This window comes from Pseudomonas sp. GW823-FHT05G12 (genome assembly GCF_058795575.1).
Map to the genome: position 1 here is coordinate 299,241 of NZ_CM179501.1, position 18,849 is coordinate 318,089.

19 protein-coding genes are annotated in these 18,849 nt (G+C 62.5%); 12 read left to right on the forward strand and 7 right to left on the reverse strand.

Translation table 11 applies throughout. The annotated features are described in order from the left end of the window. The first annotated feature begins 22 nt into the window (after positions 1 to 22). From AC3RCM_RS01285 to AC3RCM_RS01315, 7 genes are all read left to right on the forward strand, one after another. On the forward strand, positions 23 to 661 hold the full coding sequence (locus tag AC3RCM_RS01285; RefSeq protein WP_003255836.1) for a peroxiredoxin: 639 nt from the start codon (positions 23 to 25) through the stop codon (positions 659 to 661). A gap of 218 nt (positions 662 to 879) precedes the next feature. Next, positions 880 to 1,473: an NADPH-dependent FMN reductase gene (gene ssuE / locus AC3RCM_RS01290; protein ID WP_003255835.1), complete on the forward strand. Its 594-nt coding sequence runs from the start codon at positions 880 to 882 to the stop codon at positions 1,471 to 1,473. Positions 1,474 to 1,558: 85 nt separating this feature from the next. Then, positions 1,559 to 2,524: a sulfonate ABC transporter substrate-binding protein gene (locus AC3RCM_RS01295; RefSeq protein ID WP_014589331.1), complete on the forward strand. Its 966-nt coding sequence runs from the start codon at positions 1,559 to 1,561 to the stop codon at positions 2,522 to 2,524. A 59-nt stretch (positions 2,525 to 2,583) separates the two neighbouring features. Next, positions 2,584 to 3,732: an FMNH2-dependent alkanesulfonate monooxygenase gene (gene ssuD, locus AC3RCM_RS01300; protein ID WP_003255833.1), complete on the forward strand. Its 1,149-nt coding sequence runs from the start codon at positions 2,584 to 2,586 to the stop codon at positions 3,730 to 3,732. A 10-nt stretch (positions 3,733 to 3,742) separates the two neighbouring features. After that, complete coding sequence (ssuC, locus tag AC3RCM_RS01305; RefSeq protein WP_003255831.1) at positions 3,743 to 4,540, forward strand: aliphatic sulfonate ABC transporter permease SsuC; 798 nt, start codon at positions 3,743 to 3,745, stop codon at positions 4,538 to 4,540. Beyond that, positions 4,537 to 5,349, forward strand: a complete 813-nt coding sequence (gene ssuB, locus AC3RCM_RS01310) for an aliphatic sulfonates ABC transporter ATP-binding protein (protein ID WP_064491770.1) — start codon at positions 4,537 to 4,539, stop codon at positions 5,347 to 5,349. Before ssuC ends, ssuB begins: the two co-directional genes overlap by 4 nt. A gap of 27 nt (positions 5,350 to 5,376) precedes the next feature. Continuing rightward, complete coding sequence (locus AC3RCM_RS01315; protein WP_003255829.1) at positions 5,377 to 5,592, forward strand: TOBE domain-containing protein; 216 nt, start codon at positions 5,377 to 5,379, stop codon at positions 5,590 to 5,592. A gap of 142 nt (positions 5,593 to 5,734) precedes the next feature. On the opposite strand, the gene AC3RCM_RS01320 is transcribed toward AC3RCM_RS01315, so the two are convergent. From AC3RCM_RS01320 to AC3RCM_RS01335, 4 genes are all read right to left on the reverse strand, one after another. Next, positions 5,735 to 6,367, reverse strand: coding sequence for a TetR/AcrR family transcriptional regulator (locus AC3RCM_RS01320; RefSeq protein WP_492629307.1), 633 nt, complete (start codon positions 6,365 to 6,367; stop codon positions 5,735 to 5,737). After that, entirely contained in the window at positions 6,367 to 7,944 is a 1,578-nt protein-coding gene (gene gshA / locus AC3RCM_RS01325) for a glutamate--cysteine ligase (protein WP_457251214.1), read from the reverse strand. Before gshA ends, AC3RCM_RS01320 begins: the two co-directional genes overlap by 1 nt. Positions 7,945 to 8,097: 153 nt before the next feature. Next, the gene (locus tag AC3RCM_RS01330; RefSeq protein WP_003255824.1) at positions 8,098 to 8,481 is read right to left on the reverse strand and encodes a PaaI family thioesterase; all 384 of its coding nucleotides are present in this window, start codon (positions 8,479 to 8,481) and stop codon (positions 8,098 to 8,100) included. Next, the gene (locus AC3RCM_RS01335; protein WP_020191053.1) at positions 8,481 to 10,805 is read right to left on the reverse strand and encodes a Tex family protein; all 2,325 of its coding nucleotides are present in this window, start codon (positions 10,803 to 10,805) and stop codon (positions 8,481 to 8,483) included. Before AC3RCM_RS01335 ends, AC3RCM_RS01330 begins: the two co-directional genes overlap by 1 nt. A 217-nt stretch (positions 10,806 to 11,022) precedes the next feature. On the opposite strand from AC3RCM_RS01335, the gene ompR reads away from it, so the two are divergent. Both ompR and AC3RCM_RS01345 read left to right on the forward strand, forming a co-directional pair. Then, positions 11,023 to 11,763: an osmolarity response regulator transcription factor OmpR gene (ompR, locus tag AC3RCM_RS01340; protein WP_003255821.1), complete on the forward strand. Its 741-nt coding sequence runs from the start codon at positions 11,023 to 11,025 to the stop codon at positions 11,761 to 11,763. A gap of 13 nt (positions 11,764 to 11,776) precedes the next feature. Further along, complete coding sequence (locus tag AC3RCM_RS01345; RefSeq protein WP_014589336.1) at positions 11,777 to 13,090, forward strand: ATP-binding protein; 1,314 nt, start codon at positions 11,777 to 11,779, stop codon at positions 13,088 to 13,090. Between the two features lie 97 nt (positions 13,091 to 13,187). On the opposite strand, the gene rimK is transcribed toward AC3RCM_RS01345, so the two are convergent. Next, entirely contained in the window at positions 13,188 to 14,093 is a 906-nt protein-coding gene (gene rimK / locus AC3RCM_RS01350; RefSeq protein ID WP_003255817.1) for a 30S ribosomal protein S6--L-glutamate ligase, read from the reverse strand. Continuing rightward, positions 14,090 to 14,572, reverse strand: coding sequence for a retropepsin-like aspartic endopeptidase RimB (gene rimB, locus AC3RCM_RS01355; protein ID WP_004576370.1), 483 nt, complete (start codon positions 14,570 to 14,572; stop codon positions 14,090 to 14,092). The genes rimK and rimB overlap by 4 nt, the downstream gene beginning before the upstream one ends. A 109-nt stretch (positions 14,573 to 14,681) precedes the next feature. Between rimB and AC3RCM_RS01360 the strand changes: the two genes are divergently transcribed. Further along, positions 14,682 to 15,083: an RNA-binding S4 domain-containing protein gene (locus AC3RCM_RS01360; protein ID WP_003255812.1), complete on the forward strand. Its 402-nt coding sequence runs from the start codon at positions 14,682 to 14,684 to the stop codon at positions 15,081 to 15,083. Positions 15,084 to 15,110: 27 nt separating this feature from the next. Here AC3RCM_RS01360 and AC3RCM_RS01365 read toward each other — a convergent pair whose 3' ends face one another. Next, on the reverse strand, positions 15,111 to 15,905 hold the full coding sequence (locus AC3RCM_RS01365; protein WP_492629308.1) for a phosphatase PAP2 family protein: 795 nt from the start codon (positions 15,903 to 15,905) through the stop codon (positions 15,111 to 15,113). A gap of 120 nt (positions 15,906 to 16,025) precedes the next feature. Here AC3RCM_RS01365 and hslO point away from each other — a divergent pair, with 120 nt between their 5' ends. Both hslO and AC3RCM_RS01375 read left to right on the forward strand, forming a co-directional pair. Then, positions 16,026 to 16,925 carry an Hsp33 family molecular chaperone HslO gene (hslO, locus tag AC3RCM_RS01370; protein WP_020191055.1) on the forward strand — a complete coding sequence of 300 codons (900 nt, stop codon included), beginning with the start codon at positions 16,026 to 16,028 and terminating at the stop codon, positions 16,923 to 16,925. A gap of 179 nt (positions 16,926 to 17,104) precedes the next feature. Continuing rightward, on the forward strand, positions 17,105 to 18,646 hold the full coding sequence (locus tag AC3RCM_RS01375) for a phosphoenolpyruvate carboxykinase (RefSeq protein WP_003255806.1): 1,542 nt from the start codon (positions 17,105 to 17,107) through the stop codon (positions 18,644 to 18,646). Positions 18,647 to 18,849 lie beyond the last annotated feature (203 nt).

Below are 18,849 nucleotides of genomic sequence, written 5' to 3' on the forward strand. Positions count from 1 at the left end.
CCCAGCCCAGGAGCCGCAGCCCATGAGCCTCAAACTCGGCGATATCGCCCCCGATTTCGAACAGGATTCCAGCGAAGGCAAGATCCGCTTCCACGAGTGGCTGGGCAACAGCTGGGGGGTGTTGTTCTCCCACCCGGCCGACTTCACCCCGGTGTGCACCACCGAGTTGGGCCTGACCGCCAAGCTGAAGGACGAGTTTGCCAAGCGCGGGGTCAAGGCCATCGCCCTGTCGGTGGACCCGGTCGACTCGCATCACAAGTGGATCGATGACATCAACGAAACACAGAATACCGTGGTCAACTTCCCGATCATTGCTGACGCTGACCGCAAGGTGTCCGACCTTTACGACCTGATCCACCCGAACGCCAGCGACACCCTGACCGTGCGCTCGCTGTTCATCATCGACCCGAATAAAAAGGTGCGCCTGACCATTACCTACCCGGCCAGTACCGGGCGCAACTTCAACGAAATTCTGCGGGTGATCGACTCGCTGCAACTGACCGACAACCACAAGGTCGCCACACCCGGTAACTGGCAGGACGGCGACGAAGTGGTGATCGTGCCTTCGCTCAAAGATGAGGAGGAGATCAAGCAGCGCTTCCCCAAAGGTTACCGGGCGGTCAAACCCTATCTGCGCCTGACCCCTCAACCCAATCGTTAATGGATTCCTCGTTGCATTGCTCTTAGCCAAGCAGGGATTTTCGGGCCGTTTCGACGGCCCTTTTTTATGCCTGCAAAAACCTGTGGGAGCGGGCGCGCCCGCGAAGAGGCCTTGATGAGTAAAGACAATAATGGAATAAACAAATGAAAAAATATGATTTCTAGATATATGTGGCAGCTGTTAATGTCACCTCCAACAGAACACAAGGAAGCGCAGCAATGCTGGTCGTCTCAATCGGTGGTAGCCCAAGTCTCCGTTCACGCTCCGGCGTGCTGCTCGAGCGTTCGCGCCAGTGGCTGCAGGATCGCGGCGTTGAAGTGGTGACGTTCCAGGTGCGTGACTTCCCCGCCGAAGACCTGCTGCATGCCCGTTTCGACAGCCCGCATGTGCAACACTTTCAGCAACTGGTGGCCCAGGCCGATGGCCTGATCGTCTCCACCCCGGTGTACAAGGCTTCGTTTTCCGGTGCCCTGAAAACCTTGCTTGACCTGCTGCCCGAGCGCGCCCTGGCCCACAAGATCGTGTTGCCCATCGCCACTGGCGGCAGCATCGCCCACATGCTGGCGGTGGATTACGCATTGAAGCCGGTGCTGTCGGCACTCAAGGCACAAGAGACCCTGCAAGGGATCTTTGCCGACGACAGCCAGGTGGCTTACGCAGAAGGCACAAAGCCCGCGCAGTTGGTACAGGCGCTGGAAGAACGCCTGCACGACTCGCTGGAAACCTTCCACGTCGCCCTGGCCCGTCGGCCGCGCCCCGTGGCCCCCGGCGTATTGAACGAACGTCTGATCAGCGCTCGCTGGAGCATCTGAACGGCATTACCCGCTTCACCACCTTACTCGCCCGTTAACGAGGCAAGCAGGTGCAACCCGAACCCCATTCGCACAGGAGAGCGCTATGCGCACAGTCTTCTTGCGTCGTGGTCTGGTCGCCCTGTTTGCGGCGGCTGTGTCCTTCGGCGCCATTACCCAAGCCCAGGCCGAGAGCCTGCGTATCGGTTACCAGAAATACGGCACCTTGGTGCTGCTCAAGGCCAAGGGCACGCTGGAGAAGCGCCTGGCCGAGCAGGGTGTACAGGTGCAATGGACCGAATTCCCCGGCGGCCCGCAGCTGCTTGAAGGGCTGAACGTCGGTTCCATCGATTTTGGTGTCACCGGCGAGACCCCGCCTGTGTTCGCTCAGGCCGCCGGCGCCGACCTGCTCTACGTCGCCTACGAGCCGCCAGCGCCACACAGCGAAGCGATCCTCGTGCCCAAGGGCTCGCCCATCCAGTCGGTGAAGGACCTCAAGGGTAAAAAGGTCGTCCTCAACAAAGGCTCCAACGTGCACTACCTGCTGGTCCGCGCCCTGGAAGACGCCGGCCTCAAGTACAGCGACATCCAGCCTGTCTACCTGCCGCCGGCCGACGCCCGCGCCGCCTTCGAGCGCGGCAGCGTGGATGCCTGGGTGATCTGGGACCCTTACCAGGCCGCCGCCGAGCAGCAGCTGCAAGCGCGCACCCTGCGTGACGGCAAGGGCCTGGTCGACAACCACCAGTTCTACCTCGCCACCCGCAACTATGCGACACAGCACCCAGCGGTGATCAACACCGTGATCGAGGAAGTGCGCGCTGTGGGTGAGTGGTCCCAGGCCAACCCGCAGGAAGTGACCGACCAGGTTGCCCCGCTGCTCGGCCTGCCTGCCGACATCACCCTGACCTCGGTCAAACGCCAAGGCTACGGCGCTGCGCCGCTGACCCCGGACGTGGTGGCCGCGCAGCAGAAGATCGCCGACACCTTCCAGGCGCTCAAGCTGATACCCAAGCCGCTGAGCATCAAGGACGTGATCTGGACACCCCCTGCCAAAGTCGCTAGCGCGCCTTGATTGACTGCCAGTGCCGGGGCGCCGCTCCGGCTAGAGCCACCCTTGAGGAGACGACTCCAATGAGCCTTAACATTTTCTGGTTCCTCCCCACCCACGGTGACGGCAAGTACCTGGGCACTTCCGAAGGCGCACGTGCGGTCGACCACGGTTACCTGCAGCAGATCGCGCAGGCTGCTGACCGCCTTGGTTTTGGTGGGGTGCTGATCCCGACCGGGCGTTCCTGCGAGGACTCCTGGCTGGTGGCCGCGTCGCTGATCCCCGTGACCCAACGCCTGAAGTTCCTCGTAGCCCTGCGCCCGGGCATCATTTCGCCGACCGTGGCAGCACGCCAGGCGGCCACCCTCGATCGCTTGTCCAATGGCCGTGCGCTATTCAACCTGGTGACCGGTGGTGATCCGGACGAGCTGGCGGGTGATGGCCTGCACCTGAACCATCAGGAGCGCTACGAAGCTTCGGTCGAGTTCACCCGTATATGGCGCAAGGTGCTGGAAGGCGAAAACGTCGATTACGACGGTAAGCACATCCAGGTAAAGGGCGCCAAGCTGCTCTACCCGCCGATTCAGCAACCACGCCCACCGCTGTATTTCGGCGGCTCGTCCGAGGCCGCTCAGGACCTGGCGGCCGAACAGGTCGAGCTGTACCTGACCTGGGGCGAGCCACCGGCAGCCGTTGCCGAGAAGATCGCACAGGTGCGCGAAAAAGCGGCTGCTCAAGGGCGCGAAGTACGCTTCGGTATCCGCCTGCACGTGATCGTGCGGGAAACCAACGAAGAGGCTTGGGCCGCCGCCGAGCGCCTGATCTCGCACCTGGACGATGACACCATCTCCCGCGCCCAGGCCTCGCTGGCGCGTTTCGACTCGGTGGGCCAGCAACGCATGGCCGCCCTGCACGGCGGCAACCGCGACAACCTGGAAGTCAGCCCCAACCTGTGGGCAGGTGTTGGCCTGGTACGGGGCGGCGCGGGTACCGCGCTGGTGGGCGACGGCCCTACCGTGGCAGCACGGGTCAAGGAATATGCCGACTTGGGCATCGATACCTTCATCTTCTCGGGTTATCCACACCTGGAAGAGTCTTACCGCGTGGCGGAGCTGCTGTTCCCGCACCTGGATGTGCAGCGCCCAGAGCAGCCGAAAGCCGGAGGTTATGTAAGCCCGTTCGGCGAGATGGTGGCCAACGACATCCTGCCCAAATCTGTGTCGCAGAGCTGAGGGCCTGGCCATGAGTCGTGCAACTTCTTCCAACCTGACCCAGCGCTTGGCGCCGTGGGCGCTGCCGGTGCTGCTGTTGGCCATATGGCAACTGGCCGTCAGCGCCGGCTGGCTGTCGACGCGTATCCTGCCGGCACCTAGCGCAGTGGTAAGCGCGGGTGTCGAGCTGGTGCGCAGCGGCGAAATCTGGACCCACCTGGCCATCAGCGGCTGGCGTGCAGGCCTGGGCTTTGTCATCGGCGGCAGCATCGGCCTGGTACTGGGCTTCATCACCGGCCTGTCGAACTGGGGCGAACGCCTGCTCGACAGCTCGGTACAGATGATCCGCAACGTGCCGCACCTCGCGCTCATCCCGCTGGTGATTCTGTGGTTCGGTATCGACGAATCGGCAAAGATCTTTCTGGTCGCGCTGGGCACGTTGTTCCCGATCTACCTGAACACCTACCACGGCATCCGTAACGTTGACCCAGCGTTGGTGGAAATGGCGCGCAGTTACGGCTTGTCCGGCTTCGGCCTGTTCCGCCAGGTGATCCTGCCGGGGGCGCTGCCTTCGATCCTGGTGGGTGTGCGTTTCGCCCTTGGCTTCATGTGGCTGACCCTGATTGTTGCCGAAACCATTTCGGCCAACGCCGGCATCGGTTACCTGGCAATGAATGCTCGCGAATTTCTTCAGACCGACGTGGTAGTGCTGGCCATCGTCCTGTATGCCGTACTCGGCAAGCTTGCCGACCTTGCGGCCCGAGGCCTGGAGCGTGTGTGGCTGCGCTGGCACCCGGCCTATCAAGTTGCCAGGAAGGAGGGCGCATGACCGTGCTCAAGGAACAGCCGCCACGCCTGCTGCGTGGCACCCCGCTGGCCTCCAAGGGCCTGCGCAAGACTTTTGGCCAGCGCGAAGTTTTGAAGGGTATCGACCTGCACATTCCGGCCGGCCAGTTCGTGGCCATTGTCGGCCGCAGCGGCTGCGGCAAGAGCACTTTGCTGCGGCTACTGGCCGGGTTGGACCAGCCCACCGCCGGGCAGCTACTGGCGGGTGCCGCGCCGCTGGAAGAGGCCCGTGAAGAAACCCGCCTGATGTTCCAGGACGCGCGGCTGCTGCCGTGGAAGAAGGTGATCGACAACGTTGGCCTTGGGCTGTCTGGCGACTGGCGCCCGCGTGCGCTGGAGGCCTTGGATGCGGTTGGCCTGGCCGACCGCGCCAACGAATGGCCGGCAGCGCTCTCGGGAGGCCAGAAGCAGCGCGTGGCTTTGGCCCGAGCCTTGATTCACCAGCCCCGCCTGCTGCTGCTGGACGAGCCACTGGGGGCGCTGGATGCATTGACCCGTATCGAGATGCAGCAACTGATCGAACGCCTGTGGCGTCAGCACGGCTTCACTGTGCTGCTGGTCACCCACGACGTCAGCGAGGCGGTTGCCGTGGCGGACCGGGTGATCCTGATCGAGGACGGCGAGGTCGGGCTCGACCTCACTGTTGACCTGGCACGGCCCCGGGCGCGTGGTTCGCACCGTCTGGCCGCGCTGGAAAGCGAAGTGCTCAACCGTGTTCTGTCCACCCCGGGCACTGCGCCCGAGCCGGATCCTGTAGCCCCTCTGCCCACGCAGCTGCGTTGGGCGCTTTGAATCCCAGAAGCCAAAAGGAAGCAAGCCATGACTATCAAAGCCATCAACGTTCGCAACCAGTTCAAAGGTACTGTGAAAGAAATCCTCGAAGGCCCGGTACTGTCGGAAATCGACGTGCAGACGGCTTCGGGTATCGTCACTTCGGTGATTACCACCCGTTCCGTGCGGGAGCTGGAGTTGCAGGTGGGCAGTGAAGTGATTGCCTTTGTGAAGTCGACCGAAGTGTCCATCGCCAAGCTGTGATGCGGCGGTTTGATATTGGGGCTGCTTTGCAGCCCTTCGCGGGCACGCCCGCTCCCACAGGTACTTCGCAAGCTCCAGGGTGCGCGCGGGCTCTGTGGGAGCGGGCTTGCCCGCGAAGGGCCGCCAAGCGGCCCCAGATTTCTCAGCTGGAACGCTTGGCCAGAAACGGCGGCAGATACAACCCCAGATACGCTTCGAACACCCGCTTGCCTTCCTCGGCCATGCGCGGGGTGATCGCCTCGTGCAGCTGCACCGACCGTGCATACACCCGGTCGCTCAACTCCATGGCCAGGGCAAACACATCCACATCCGGTGGCATCACCGGCAGGTGAAAATGCTGGTCGAACAACTTGTGCATCAAGTCGCCCAGTTCCATGTCGTGCTGCCGGTCGGCCTGCACTACCTCGCTCAGGCCATGCTGCGCCAGGATCAACTGCCGCGCCGCGGCATCCTCGTGATAGATATCAAGCATGCGTTGTTCGATCAGCCGTGACAGTTCGTGCCAGGTGCTGAACGCGCTGCTGTCGATCGGAGCGCTCAGGGCTTCGCGAAACGCCCGGTGCACATCTGCAGTAAGTGCCTCCAGCAAGGCCGGCACGCTGGCGAAGAAGTGATACACCGACGAAGGCGGAATCTGCGCCCGCTCGGCCACGCTGTAGATAGAAAGTGCTGCCACCCCTTGTTCGGCCAACAGCTCACGCGCAGCCGCCAGGATCGCCTCGATCCTGGCCTGGCTGCTGGCGCGCGGTTTGCGCGAGGTGGTGGTGCGGTTCATCAACTGCTGATTGCCAGGATGCTGGCCTGGTAGGCGCCGACGAACAGGTCGAAGTCACCGACTTCGTCTTGCTCCAGCTCGGACTGCCTGGCGAGCGACTCGCGGGCCAGCGTCTCGAATGCTTGCTGCTTTTCGTTGCTCAGCGGTTGCTCGCGGAAAGTCTCGGCGTGCACACGGCTCTGGCGCAGCGAGAACTGGACGAAGCTCTCGTCATGCTCGGTCATGCGTGCCAGCACCTGGGCCGACGGGGTCAGCGAGGTGTCGTCGACCTTGGCCTGCTGCGCATCCAGGGCCTTGGCGTGCTCATCAGAGCCTTGCGCCTGGTCGAGCAGATCGGCCAATTGGCGGATACGCTCGATCAGCTCGCTGGCCCAGTCTTTCAGGCTGATCGGCTGGCCATTGCGGTGCAACTCCAGGCCCGGACGACGGCCTTCCTTGACCACGGTCAGGAAGTTGCTGGTGCACTGGCCGCACTCACCGTTGTCCAGTTGCGGGCTTTCTTCCAGCGCGCAGAACAGCAGGAATGCGTCGAGGAAGCGCGCCTCGGTCAGGTCGATACCGACCGGCAGGAACGGGTTGATGTCCAGGCAGCGCACTTCCACATACTGCACACCCCGCGAGGTCAGGGCCTGGATCGGCCGCTCGCCGGTGTAGGTGACACGCTTGGGGCGGATGTTCGAGTAGTACTCGTTTTCGATCTGCAGAATGTTGGTGTTCAGCTGAACCCACTCGCCATCCACATGTGTGCCGATTTCAACGTAAGGCGGGTAGGGCGTGCCAACGGCCTTGCGCAGGCTGTCGGTGTAGCTGGCCAGGTTGTTGTAGCAGGGCGTCAGGCCGGCCTGGGCGTTGCTCTGGTAACCCAGGTCGCTCATGCGCAGGCTGGTGGCATAAGGCAGGAACAGGGTTTCGGCATCCAGCTCTTCGAGCTGGTGCGGGCGGCCACGCAGGAAGCCTTTGTCCAGGGCCGGCGAGGCGCCGAACAGGTACATCAGCAGCCAGCTGTAGCGGCGGAAGTTACGAATCAGTGCGATGTAGGCCGACGACTGGTAGTCGCGGTCATTTTCCGTACTGCCTTCGGCTTCGCGCAGCAGTGGCCAAAGCGCTTCGGGCAGCGAGAAGTTGTAATGAATACCGGCGATGCACTGCATGGTGCGGCCGTAACGCAGGGCCAGGCCCTTGCGGTAGACGTGTTTGAGCTTGCCGATATTCGAGCTGCCGTACTCGGCGATCGGGATGTCCTCCTCGGCCGGCAGCGTGCACGGCATCGACGGGCTCCACAGGTATTCGTCGCCCAGCTTGCTGTAGACGAAACGGTGGGTCTCTTCGAGGCTTTCGAGCACCTTGGCCGGATCGGCCAGGGCCGGGGTGATGAACTCCAGCAGCGACTCGGAATAGTCGGTGGTGATCTGCTCGTTGGTCAGCGCCGATCCCAGTGCTTCCGGGTGCGGGGTCTGGGCCAGGCGACCTTCATCGGTCACGCGCAGGCATTCGCGCTCAATACCGTGCAGGCACTGCTTGAGCAGGGGGAGATTGGCGCCGAGCAGGCTCAGGCGGCGGTTGAGGAGTTCGCTCAAGATGTATTCCTTCACGCGTCAGTCGCCCCAATATGGGGGTAGAGATAACGGTCTACAAGGGTAGGAAGAAAGGAACTGGCGTTGTCGCCTGGTTTACGCGGTTCCAGCAGTGCCAGCGCACTGCTGAAAATACCGCAGATACTGCTTGGTGAGCTAGAGAACCGCGAAGGTTCCTTGCGCTTTGGCCACCAGCTTGTCGCCCTGAACTACGTCGGCGTCGACCACCAGGGTGCGCCGCCCGGCGTGCAGCACGCGGGCGGTGCACAGCACTTCGCCGTCGCTGACGGCACGCATGTAGTTGATCTTGCACTCGATGGTGACGCTTTGCTGGTCAAAGCCATGGCTGGCCGAGCAGGCCAGGCCCATGGCGATATCCACCAGGCTGAAGATCGCCCCGCCGTGCAGCTTCTGGCCACGGTTGCGCAACTGGGGCTCGAGCGCCAGGGCTACTTCGGCAACACCGGTGTCCAGGTGTTGCAGGCGGCAGCCCAGCAGCTGGCTGAAGGCGCTTTCGACGTATTCGCGAGGTACGTCCATTACTTCTTCTTCAGTTGCTTGGCGTTGGCGAACAGGGCGGCCATGGCGTTGTTGGCCGGGGCTGCGGTGGCGGTTTCGCGCTGACGCGGTGCCTGCGGCTGGCGATTGCCGCCATTGCCACGATTACCACCGCGGTTGCCTTCGACCTTCTCGCCCGGGGTGTCGCTCATGCGCATGGACAGGCCGACGCGTTTGCGCGGGATGTCCACTTCCATGACCTTGACCTTGACCACATCGCCGGCCTTGACCGCCTCACGCGGGTCTTTGACGAACTTCTCCGACAGCGCCGAGATATGCACCAGGCCGTCCTGATGCACGCCGATGTCGACGAAGGCACCGAAGTTGGTAACGTTGGTCACCACGCCTTCGAGGATCATGCCCGGTTCCAGGTCCTTGAGGTCTTCGACGCCTTCCTGGAAGGTGGCGGTCTTGAACTCCGGACGTGGGTCGCGGCCGGGCTTGTCCAGCTCTTGCAGGATGTCGGTGACGGTTGGCAGGCCGAAGGTTTCGTCGGTGAACTTTTTTGGGTCCAGGCGCTTGAGGAAGCTGCTGTCACCAATCAGCGAGCGGATGTCGCGGTCGGTATCGGCAGCAATGCGCTGCACCAGCGGGTAGGCCTCAGGGTGCACCGCAGAGGCGTCCAGCGGGTTGTCGCCGTTCATCACGCGCAGGAAGCCGGCGGCCTGCTCGAAGGTTTTCTCACCCAGGCGGCTGACCTTTTTCAGCGCTGCACGGGTAGCAAACGGGCCATTGGCATCGCGGTGGGCGACGATGTTCTGTGCCAGCGTGGCATTGAGGCCGGAGATGCGCGTCAGCAGCGCCACCGAAGCGGTGTTCACGTCCACGCCCACGGCGTTCACACAGTCCTCGACCACCGCGTCCAGGCCACGTGCCAGTTTCAGTTGGGACACGTCGTGCTGGTACTGGCCGACACCGATGGATTTCGGATCGATCTTCACCAGTTCGGCCAGCGGATCCTGCAGGCGGCGGGCGATCGACACGGCGCCGCGGATCGACACGTCCAGGTCCGGGAACTCGCGGGCGGCCAGTTCCGATGCCGAGTACACCGACGCACCGGCTTCGGAAACCATGATCTTGGTGATTTTCAGGGCGGGATATTTCTTGACCAACTCGGTCACCAGCTTGTCGCTTTCGCGGCTGGCTGTGCCGTTGCCGATGGCGATCAGCTCCACCGAGTGTTTGGCGCACAGTGCGGCCATGATGGAAATGGTGCGGTCCCAGTCGTTCTTCGGCGCGTGCGGGTAGACCGTGGTGTGGTCCAGCAGCTTGCCGGTTGCGTCGACCACGGCGATCTTGCAGCCGGTGCGCAGGCCCGGGTCGAAGCCCAGGGTGGCGCGCGGGCCGGCCGGGGCGGCCAGCAGCAGGTCATGCAGGTTGTGGGCGAACACGTTGATCGCCTCGCCTTCGGCACTGTCGCGCAGCTCGCCGAACAGGTCGGTTTCCAGGTGGGTGTACAGCTTGACCTTCCAGGTCCAGCGCACCACTTCACCCAGCCATTTGTCGGCCGGCCGGCTGCGGTTCTCGATGCCGACGTGGTTGCCGATCATCAGCTCGCACGGGTGCAGGGTGCCGGGCAGTTCTTCGCCGACCTTCAGCGAGACGCTCAACACGCCTTCGTTGCGCCCGCGGAAGATCGCCAGGGCCCGGTGCGATGGCGCCGTGCGCAGCAGCTCGTCATGAGCGAAATAGTCGCGGAACTTGGCGCCTTCTTCTTCCTTGCCGGCCACGACGCGGGCGCTGAGCACGGCTTCCTGCTTGAGGTAGCTGCGCAGCTTGTCGAGCAGGGCGGCGTCTTCGGCAAAGCGCTCCATCAGGATGTACTTGGCGCCTTCCAGCGCGGCCTTGACGTCGGCCACGCCCTTTTCGGCGTTGACGAAGCGTGCGGCTTCGCTTTCCGGGACCAGGGTCGGGTCGTTGAACAGGCCATCGGCCAGTTCGCCAAGGCCGGCTTCCAGGGCGATCTGGCCCTTGGTGCGGCGCTTCTGCTTGTACGGCAGGTACAGGTCTTCGAGGCGGGTCTTGGTGTCGGCCAGCTTGATCTCGCGGGCCAGTTCCGGGGTCAGCTTGCCCTGTTCCTCGATGCTGGAAAGGATGCTGGCCCGGCGCTCGTCGAGTTCGCGCAGGTAGCGCAGGCGCTCTTCCAGGTGGCGCAACTGAGTGTCGTCAAGGCTACCGGTCACTTCCTTGCGATAGCGGGCGATGAAGGGCACGGTCGAGCCTTCGTCCAACAGGCTCACGGCCGCCTCGACCTGCTGCGGGCGTACGCCCAGTTCCTCGGCGATACGGCTGTTGATGCTGTCCATGTAAACCACCTGACATTTGTGAATACGGGGGTCGCCTGTGGGCTTTTTGCCCGGCGGCGCTGGATGAAAGCCGCGCATTATACCCATCGCAAACGGCTTGCGGTGATGGCGCCCGGCCAGCCAGAACTGGCGCCGGGGGAAAAATCTGCTAACAATGCTCACGCAACGTGCAGCAATGGCTACGCCATAATGCGCGGCGATATCAGAGGAGTTATTCATGACCGGCACGCCAAACACCGCTGAAGGTGACAAGATTCTCATCGTCGACGACGATCCGGGGCTTAGCAGCCTGCTGGAACGTTTCTTCACCAGCAAGGGCTACCGTGCCCGTGCAGTGCCCAACACCGAGCAGATGGATCGCCTGCTGCAGCGCGAGGTGTTCAACCTGGTGGTGCTCGACCTGATGCTGCCAGGCGAGGATGGCCTGTCCGCCTGCAAGCGCCTGCGCCAGCAGAACAACCAGATCCCGATCATCATGCTGACCGCCAAGGGCGACGAGCTCAGCCGCATCAAGGGCCTGGAGCTGGGCGCCGACGACTACCTGGGCAAGCCGTTCAACCCGGACGAACTGATGGCCCGGGTCAAGGCGGTGCTGCGCCGCCAGGCGCCGAGCGTGCCGGGAGCGCCGGGCAGCGAGGACGAGTCGGTCACCTTCGGCGACTATGAGCTGTCGCTGGCCACCCGCGAGCTCAAGCGTGGCAACGAAGTGCACATGCTCACCACCGGCGAGTTCGCTGTGCTCAAGGCTCTGGTGATGCACGCCCGCGAACCGTTGACTCGCGACAAGCTGATGAACCTGGCGCGCGGCCGCGAATGGGATGCGCTGGAGCGCTCCATCGACGTGCAGATCTCACGCCTGCGTCGCATGATCGAGCCGGACCCGTCCAAGCCGCGTTACATCCAGACTGTCTGGGGCGTGGGCTACGTGTTCGTACCGGACGGAAACGCCGGAAAATGATGCCTGGACGTCGATGAAAACACCGCTCTGGTTTCCGCAAAGTTTCTTCGCCCGCACCCTGTGGCTGGTGTTGATCGTCGTTCTGTTCTCCAAGGCGCTGACCCTGGTCTACCTGCTGATGAACGAGGACGTGCTGGTCGACCGTCAGTACAGCCATGGTGTAGCGCTGACCTTGCGCGCCTATTGGGCCGCCGACGAAGAAAACCGCGACAAGATCGCCGAGGCGGCAGGTCTTATCCGGGTGACCGGCTCGGGTGTGCCCGAAGGCGAGCAGCATTGGCCCTACAGTGAGATCTACCAACGGCAGATGCAGGCCGAGCTGGGTGACGACACCGAAGTGCGGCTGCGCATTCATGCACCGCCCGCGTTGTGGGTCAATGCGCCAAGCCTGGGTCCGGGTTGGCTGAAAGTGCCGCTGTACCCGCATCCATTGCGTGGGCAGAAGATCTGGAACGTGCTGGGCTGGTTCCTGGCCATTGGCTTGTTGTCCACCGCCTCGGCGTGGATTTTTGTGCGTCAGCTCAACCAGCCGCTCAAACGCTTGGTGTTCGCCGCCCGCCAGCTTGGCCAGGGGCGCAGTGTGCGCCTGCCGATCAGCGATACCCCCAGCGAGATGACCGAGGTGTACAAGGCGTTCAACCAGATGGCCGAGGATGTCGAGCAGGCCGGGCGCGAGCGTGAGTTGATGCTGGCCGGGGTTTCCCACGACTTGCGCACGCCACTGACGCGTCTGCGTCTGTCGCTGTCCTTGCTGAACAGCGACAACGAGCTGAGCGATGACATGGTTCGCGATATCGAGGACATGGACGCGATTCTCGATCAGTTCCTGGCCTTCATCCGCGATGGCCGTGACGAGCCGGTGGAAGAGGTCGACCTTGCTGACCTGGTGCGTGAGGTGGTGGCTCCGTACAACCAGCCGGTAGAGCGTGTGCGCCTGTGTCTGGAGCCGATTCCACCGTTCCCGCTGCGCCGGGTTTCGCTCAAGCGCATGCTGGGCAACCTGATCGGCAACGCCCTGCACCATGCTGGCAAGGGGGTCGAGGTGGCTGCCTATGTGTCAGGTGATGAGAGTGCGCCGTATGTGGTGCTCAGTGTGCTGGACCGGGGCACCGGTATTGACGAGTCGGAGCTGGAAACCATTTTCAACCCGTTCATTCGCGGTGACCGGGCGCGGGGCGGCAAGGGCACCGGGTTGGGGTTGGCGATCGTGAAGCGGATTGCTGCGCAACATGGCGGGAACGTGGAGTTGCGTAACCGGTCTGGCGGCGGGATCGAGGCGCGGGTCAGGTTGCCGCTGGGGCTGCTGCTGCCGCGTAATGCTGTGTGAGGCTCACTGGCCTCTTCGCGGTTAAAGCCGCTCCTACAGGGATTGTGCAGTACCTGTGGCAGCGGCTTAGCCGCGAAGAGGCGGGCACAGGCTTGAATCAGCCTTTGCCCTTGGTCCGGGTCTGATTGGGCCCGCCATTCTTCTCCAGGTGCTCGATGATCATCCCGGCGACGTTCTTGCCGGTGGTGACTTCGATGCCCTCCAGCCCTGGCGACGAGTTTACCTCCATCACCAACGGCCCGTGGTTGGAACGCAGGATATCCACACCCGCCACGCTCAACCCCATCACCTTGGCCGCCCGGATGGCGGTGATGCGCTCTTCTGGGGTGATTTTTATCAGGCTGGCGACGCCACCCCGATGCAGGTTGGAGCGGAACTCGCCCGGTTTGGCCTGACGCTTCATCGAGGCAATTACTTTGTCGCCTACCACGAAGCATCGGATATCTGCGCCACCGGCCTCCTTGATGTACTCCTGAACCATGATGTTTTGCTTGAGGCCCATGAACGCTTCGATTACCGACTCGGCCGCCTGGGGGGTTTCGCACAGCACCACGCCAATGCCCTGGGTGCCTTCCAGTACCTTGATCACCAGCGGGGCACCGTTGACCATCTGGATCAAGTCGGGGATGTCATCCGGCGAGTGGGCGAAACCAGTGATCGGCAAGCCGATGCCGCGCCGCGACAACAGCTGCAACGAGCGCAGCTTGTCGCGCGAGCGGGCAATGGCTACCGACTCGTTGAGCGGGTAGACGCCCATCATTTCGAACTGGCGCAGCACCGCGCAGCCATAGAACGTAACCGAAGCACCTATGCGCGGGATCACGGCATCGAAGCCTTCCAGCGGCTTGCCGCGGTAGTGGATCTGCGGCTTGTGGCTGGCAATGTTCATGTATGCCCGCAGGGTATCGATCACCACCATTTCGTGGCCACGCTGGGTACCGGCTTCGACCAGGCGGCGGGTGGAATACAGACGCGGATTGCGCGACAGCACAGCGATCTTCATGCAGCACCTGTGACAGGGGAAAGGGTGGCCGGGAAGGCCGGTTTGTCTTGTACGTATTTCAGGCCTGGGTTCACTACCAGCTGGCCGTGTATCAGGGCCTTGGAGCCAAGCAACAGGCGGTAGCGCATGTTCTTGCGGCAGGCCAGGGTGAACTCCACCTCCCACACACCATCACCCAGCGCCAGTGACGTGCGGATGACGTAGCGGGTCTGGGCGTGGCCGTTGGAGCTCTTGATGGTCTTCATCGTCACCAACGGTGCCTCGCAGCGGCGGTGGCGCAACTGCACCACCGAGCCCAGGTGCGCAGTGAAGCGAACCCAGGGCTGGCCGTCGCGCTCGAAGGGTTCCACTTCGGTGGCATGCAGGCTCGACGTGCTGGCACCGGTGTCGATCTTGGCGCGCAGCCCGGCCACGCCGAGGTCAGGCAGGGCGACCCACTCGCGCAGGCCGATCACAGTCAAATGGTCAAATGTCTTCACGAAGCGCACCCTGCGAATGAGGTGGTGAACTTTAAGCACGGCGGGGACTTTTTGCATCCGTATGTGAAGGTAGTACAGTTCGATGAAAGACAGAATCCGAGGTAACGGGATGGCACAAAAAGCCGAAGACGACGACAAGGTTCGCCTGGACAAATGGCTGTGGGCGGCGCGCTTCTACAAGACGCGAGCGCTGGCCAAGGCGGCGATCGAGAGTGGCAAGGTGCATTGCCGGGGCGAGCGTTGCAAGCCGGGCAAGGAGCCGCGGGTGGGCGACGAGTTCGTGCTGCGTACCGGCTTCGATGAGCGCACGGTGGTGGTGAAGGCGCTGTCGGTGGTGCGTCGTGGTGCCCCAGAGGCGCAGGCGTTGTACGAGGAAACCGAAGAAAGTGTACGTCGCCGTGAACAGGCGGCTGAAATGCGTAAGGCCGGGGCCATGGGCGTGACCACCGATGGCCGGCCGACCAAGAAGCAGCGGCGGCAGATTCACCAGCTGCATGGAAGTTACGATTGAATGGGGCTGCTGCGCAGCCCTAGGAATCTAGCGCAACACCGCCATTCGTCCGACCAACGGTAACGCGGACAGCAGCTTGAACAACGGCGCTGTCCAGCGCATCAACGCCTCGCTGCCTTTGGCCGCCAGCGGCGTGTAGTAGCTCCAGCCCAGTGCCAGTACGGCCATCAGCAAGCCGCCGATGTAGTCGTCCTGCCCCCAATGGGCACCGGCCACCAGGCGCGGCAGCATGAACAGCGCTGCGAGCCCCCAGACCACGAGGTATTGCGCAAGGCCGCGGCTGAACACGCTCATGAACAGCGCCCAGATCAGCAGCACCGAGGCGTGATCACCCGGGAAACTCTTGCTGGAGCGGTCCTTGAGTTCCCAGGCAGCCTCCAGGTTCGGGTAATAGTCACTCAGGTGCACGACGTCGTCGAAGATCATCGAGGGACTCTTGTGTTGCCACCCGGCTGCATCCACCCACTTGGAAAACAGCGCGCGAATCACCACTAAGAGGAGTAGCGTGACCAGAAAGCCGAAAAATGCCTGGCGAACCTGAGCAGCCTTGAACACCCAGTCACCACGAATGAGCACTGCCAGCAGGATCAGGCCGACGACGATGTCGAACGGGCGTAGGCTGCCGATGGTCCAGATGTAGCGCCAGGTGGTGCTATCGGCCAGCGGCGCGTTCAGGCTGCGGAACAGCCACTCGTCGAAAGTCAGGCACAGGATCTGGCCAAAAGGCCATAACCAGAAACACAGTAGAGCGATGGGAAGCAGCGTACAGGCTGCCAATGGCCCCCAGGACCACCTTGCTTGGAACAGTGGTCGATTGTCCATAAAATACCTCTATTGCAAACAGGAATCGGAGCGCCTTGTGAGCGCTCTGTCACGGGTTCTCGCCGGTTTTCGACAACCCTTGTAACCATTTTGTCATCATTTTTTAGATAGCCGAAACCTATGAGCGATTTGCCTGATACCGATTTCACCCAACGTTTCATCTTCGACGAGCGCGATGTGCGCGGCGAGTGGGTGTCTCTCGATGACAGCTACGCCGCGGTGTTGGCGCGTCATGAGTACCCCCAGCCGGTCAAGGTGCTGCTCGGCGAGTTGATGGCCGCCACCGCCTTGCTGGTGGGTGCGATGAAGTTCGATGGCCTGCTGATTCTGCAGGCGCGTTCGGCCGGGCCGATTCCGCTGCTGATGGTGGAATGTTCCAGTGAGCGCGAGATTCGTGGCATGGCCCGCTACGAAGCGGACCAGATTCCGGCTGGTGCCACCCTGTCGCAGCTGATGCCCGACGGCCACCTGACCCTGACCATCGACCCGGTCAAGGGCCAGCGCTACCAGGGGACCGTCGACCTCGATGGCGCCAACCTGTCTGAATGTTTCACCAACTACTTCGTCCAGTCGCAGCAGCTCAATACCCGTTTCTGGCTCAATGCCGAAGGCGGCAAGGCCCGTGGGCTATTGCTGCAGCAACTGCCACGTGATCGCCAGCCGGATGATGAAGAGCGCGAAGACAGCTGGCAGCATGTGGTCGCCCTGGCCAAGACGCTCAAGCCTGAAGAGTGGACAGAGGGCAACGAAACACTGCTGCACCGCCTGTATCACGAAGACGCCGTGCGCCTGTTCGATATCCAGCCACTGCGCTTCAATTGCAGCTGTTCGCGGGAACGCTCCGGCAATGCGCTGGTCAGTCTGGGCGAGCACGACGCCAAGGCGCTGGTGGACGAATGTGGCGGGACGGTAGAGATCGATTGCCAGTTCTGCAACGAGCGCTACTTCTTCGATGCCAGCGATGTGGCGCAATTGTTTGCGGGTGGCGGTACTGACGTGGCCTCAGAAACTCGTCACTGAAACGTTAAATCACAGGATAATCTCCTGTCGAATTGCGCAAAAGCGCAGTTCTGACAGGAGGGGCCTACTTTTTTTGGGCGTTTCTGGCATAATCCGGCCACTTTTTTCGCTGTAGTAGTTTTTTCAAGACAACTACAAAACGTTTGGAGCACTCGGCCTCGGGCCGGATGGGGTATCTCATGACGCAAGCCAACAACACCGTGTACACCGACCTGAGCGTCGATGAGCTGGTAAAAGAAGCGCTGCAACGCGGTGAAGGCGTACTAGCCGATACTGGCGCACTGGTCGTGGAGACTGGTCACCGTACCGGCCGTTCGCCGGCTGACCGTTTCATCGTCGAAGAACCTTCCACCCAGGACGCCATTTCCTGGGGCCCGATCAACCGCAAGTTCCCGGCCGACAAGTTCGATGCCCTGTGGGCTCGTGTCGAGGCGTTCAACAACGCCCAGGATCACTTCGTTTCCTATGTTCACGTAGGGGCCGCAGCCGAGCACTACCTGCCGGTGAAGATGACCACCCAGACTGCCTGGCAGAACCTGTTCGGTCGTTGCCTGTTCATCAACCCGGAGCAGTTCAACCCGGCTGGCCGCGACCAGTGGCAGATCCTCAACGTCGCCAACTTCGTGTGCGAGCCTGAGCGTGACGGCACCAACTCCGACGGTTGCGTGATCATCAACTTCGCCCAGAAGAAAGTGCTGATCGCTGGCATGCGCTACGCCGGCGAAATGAAGAAAGCCATGTTCTCGGTGCAGAACTTCCTGCTGCCGGCTGCCGATGTACTGCCTATGCACTGCGCGGCCAACATCGGCGAAGAAGGCGATGTGACCTTGTTCTTCGGCCTGTCCGGCACTGGCAAGACCACCCTTTCGGCTGACGAAAGCCGTTACCTGATCGGTGACGACGAGCACGGTTGGGGCGAAGGCGTTGTCTTCAACATGGAAGGCGGCTGCTACGCCAAGTGCATCGACCTGTCCGAGAAGAACGAGCCGGTCATCTGGAAAGCCATCAAGCACGGCGCAGTACTGGAAAACGTCGTTCTCGACGCCAACAAGCACGCCGACTACACCGATGTCAGCCTGACTCAGAACAGCCGTGCGGCCTACCCGCTGGAGCACGTTGCCAAGCGTTCGGAAGCGAACCTGGGCGGCGAGCCTAACGCAGTGATCTTCCTCACCTGCGACCTGACAGGTGTTCTGCCTCCGGTTTCGATCCTGAACAACGAGCAGGCGGCCTACCACTTCCTGTCCGGCTACACCGCGCTGGTCGGTTCCACTGAAATGGGTTCGGGCGGCGGCATCAAGTCGACCTTCTCCACCTGCTTCGGCGCACCGTTCTTCCCGCGTCCGGCTGGCGAGTACGCCGAGCTGCTGATCAAGCGTATCAACGGTTTCAACTCCAAGGTCTACCTGGTCAACACCGGCTGGACCGGTGGTGGCTACGGCGTTGGCAAGCGCTTCAGCATCCCCACCACCCGTGCCGTGATCGCCGCAATCCAGAGCGGCGCACTGGTCGGTGCCGAAACCGAGCACCTGGACATCATCAACCTGGACGTGCCGAAGGCCGTTCCGGGCGTTGAAACCGAACTGCTCAACCCGCGCACCAACTGGGCTGACAAAGCGGCCTACGACGAGGCTGCCAAAGGTCTGGCCAAGCTGTTCATCGAAAACTTCAAGAAGTTCGAAGTTTCCGACGCCATCAAGGCCGCTGGCCCGCAGCTGTAAGCCGAGCTCAGCCGCAACGAGAAAGCCGCCCCCAGGGGCGGCTTTTTTGTGGGTGCGGGATTACCCGCGAAAGGGCCGGACCTGCTGACCAATTTCCACCCGTGGTTCACCGTCGCAGCCGCCATCGTATTCGCGGGTAAACCCGCTCCTACACACTGATTGGCGGTGGGCGCAGGCCGTCGTGTAATCGATGGACTCGCCCC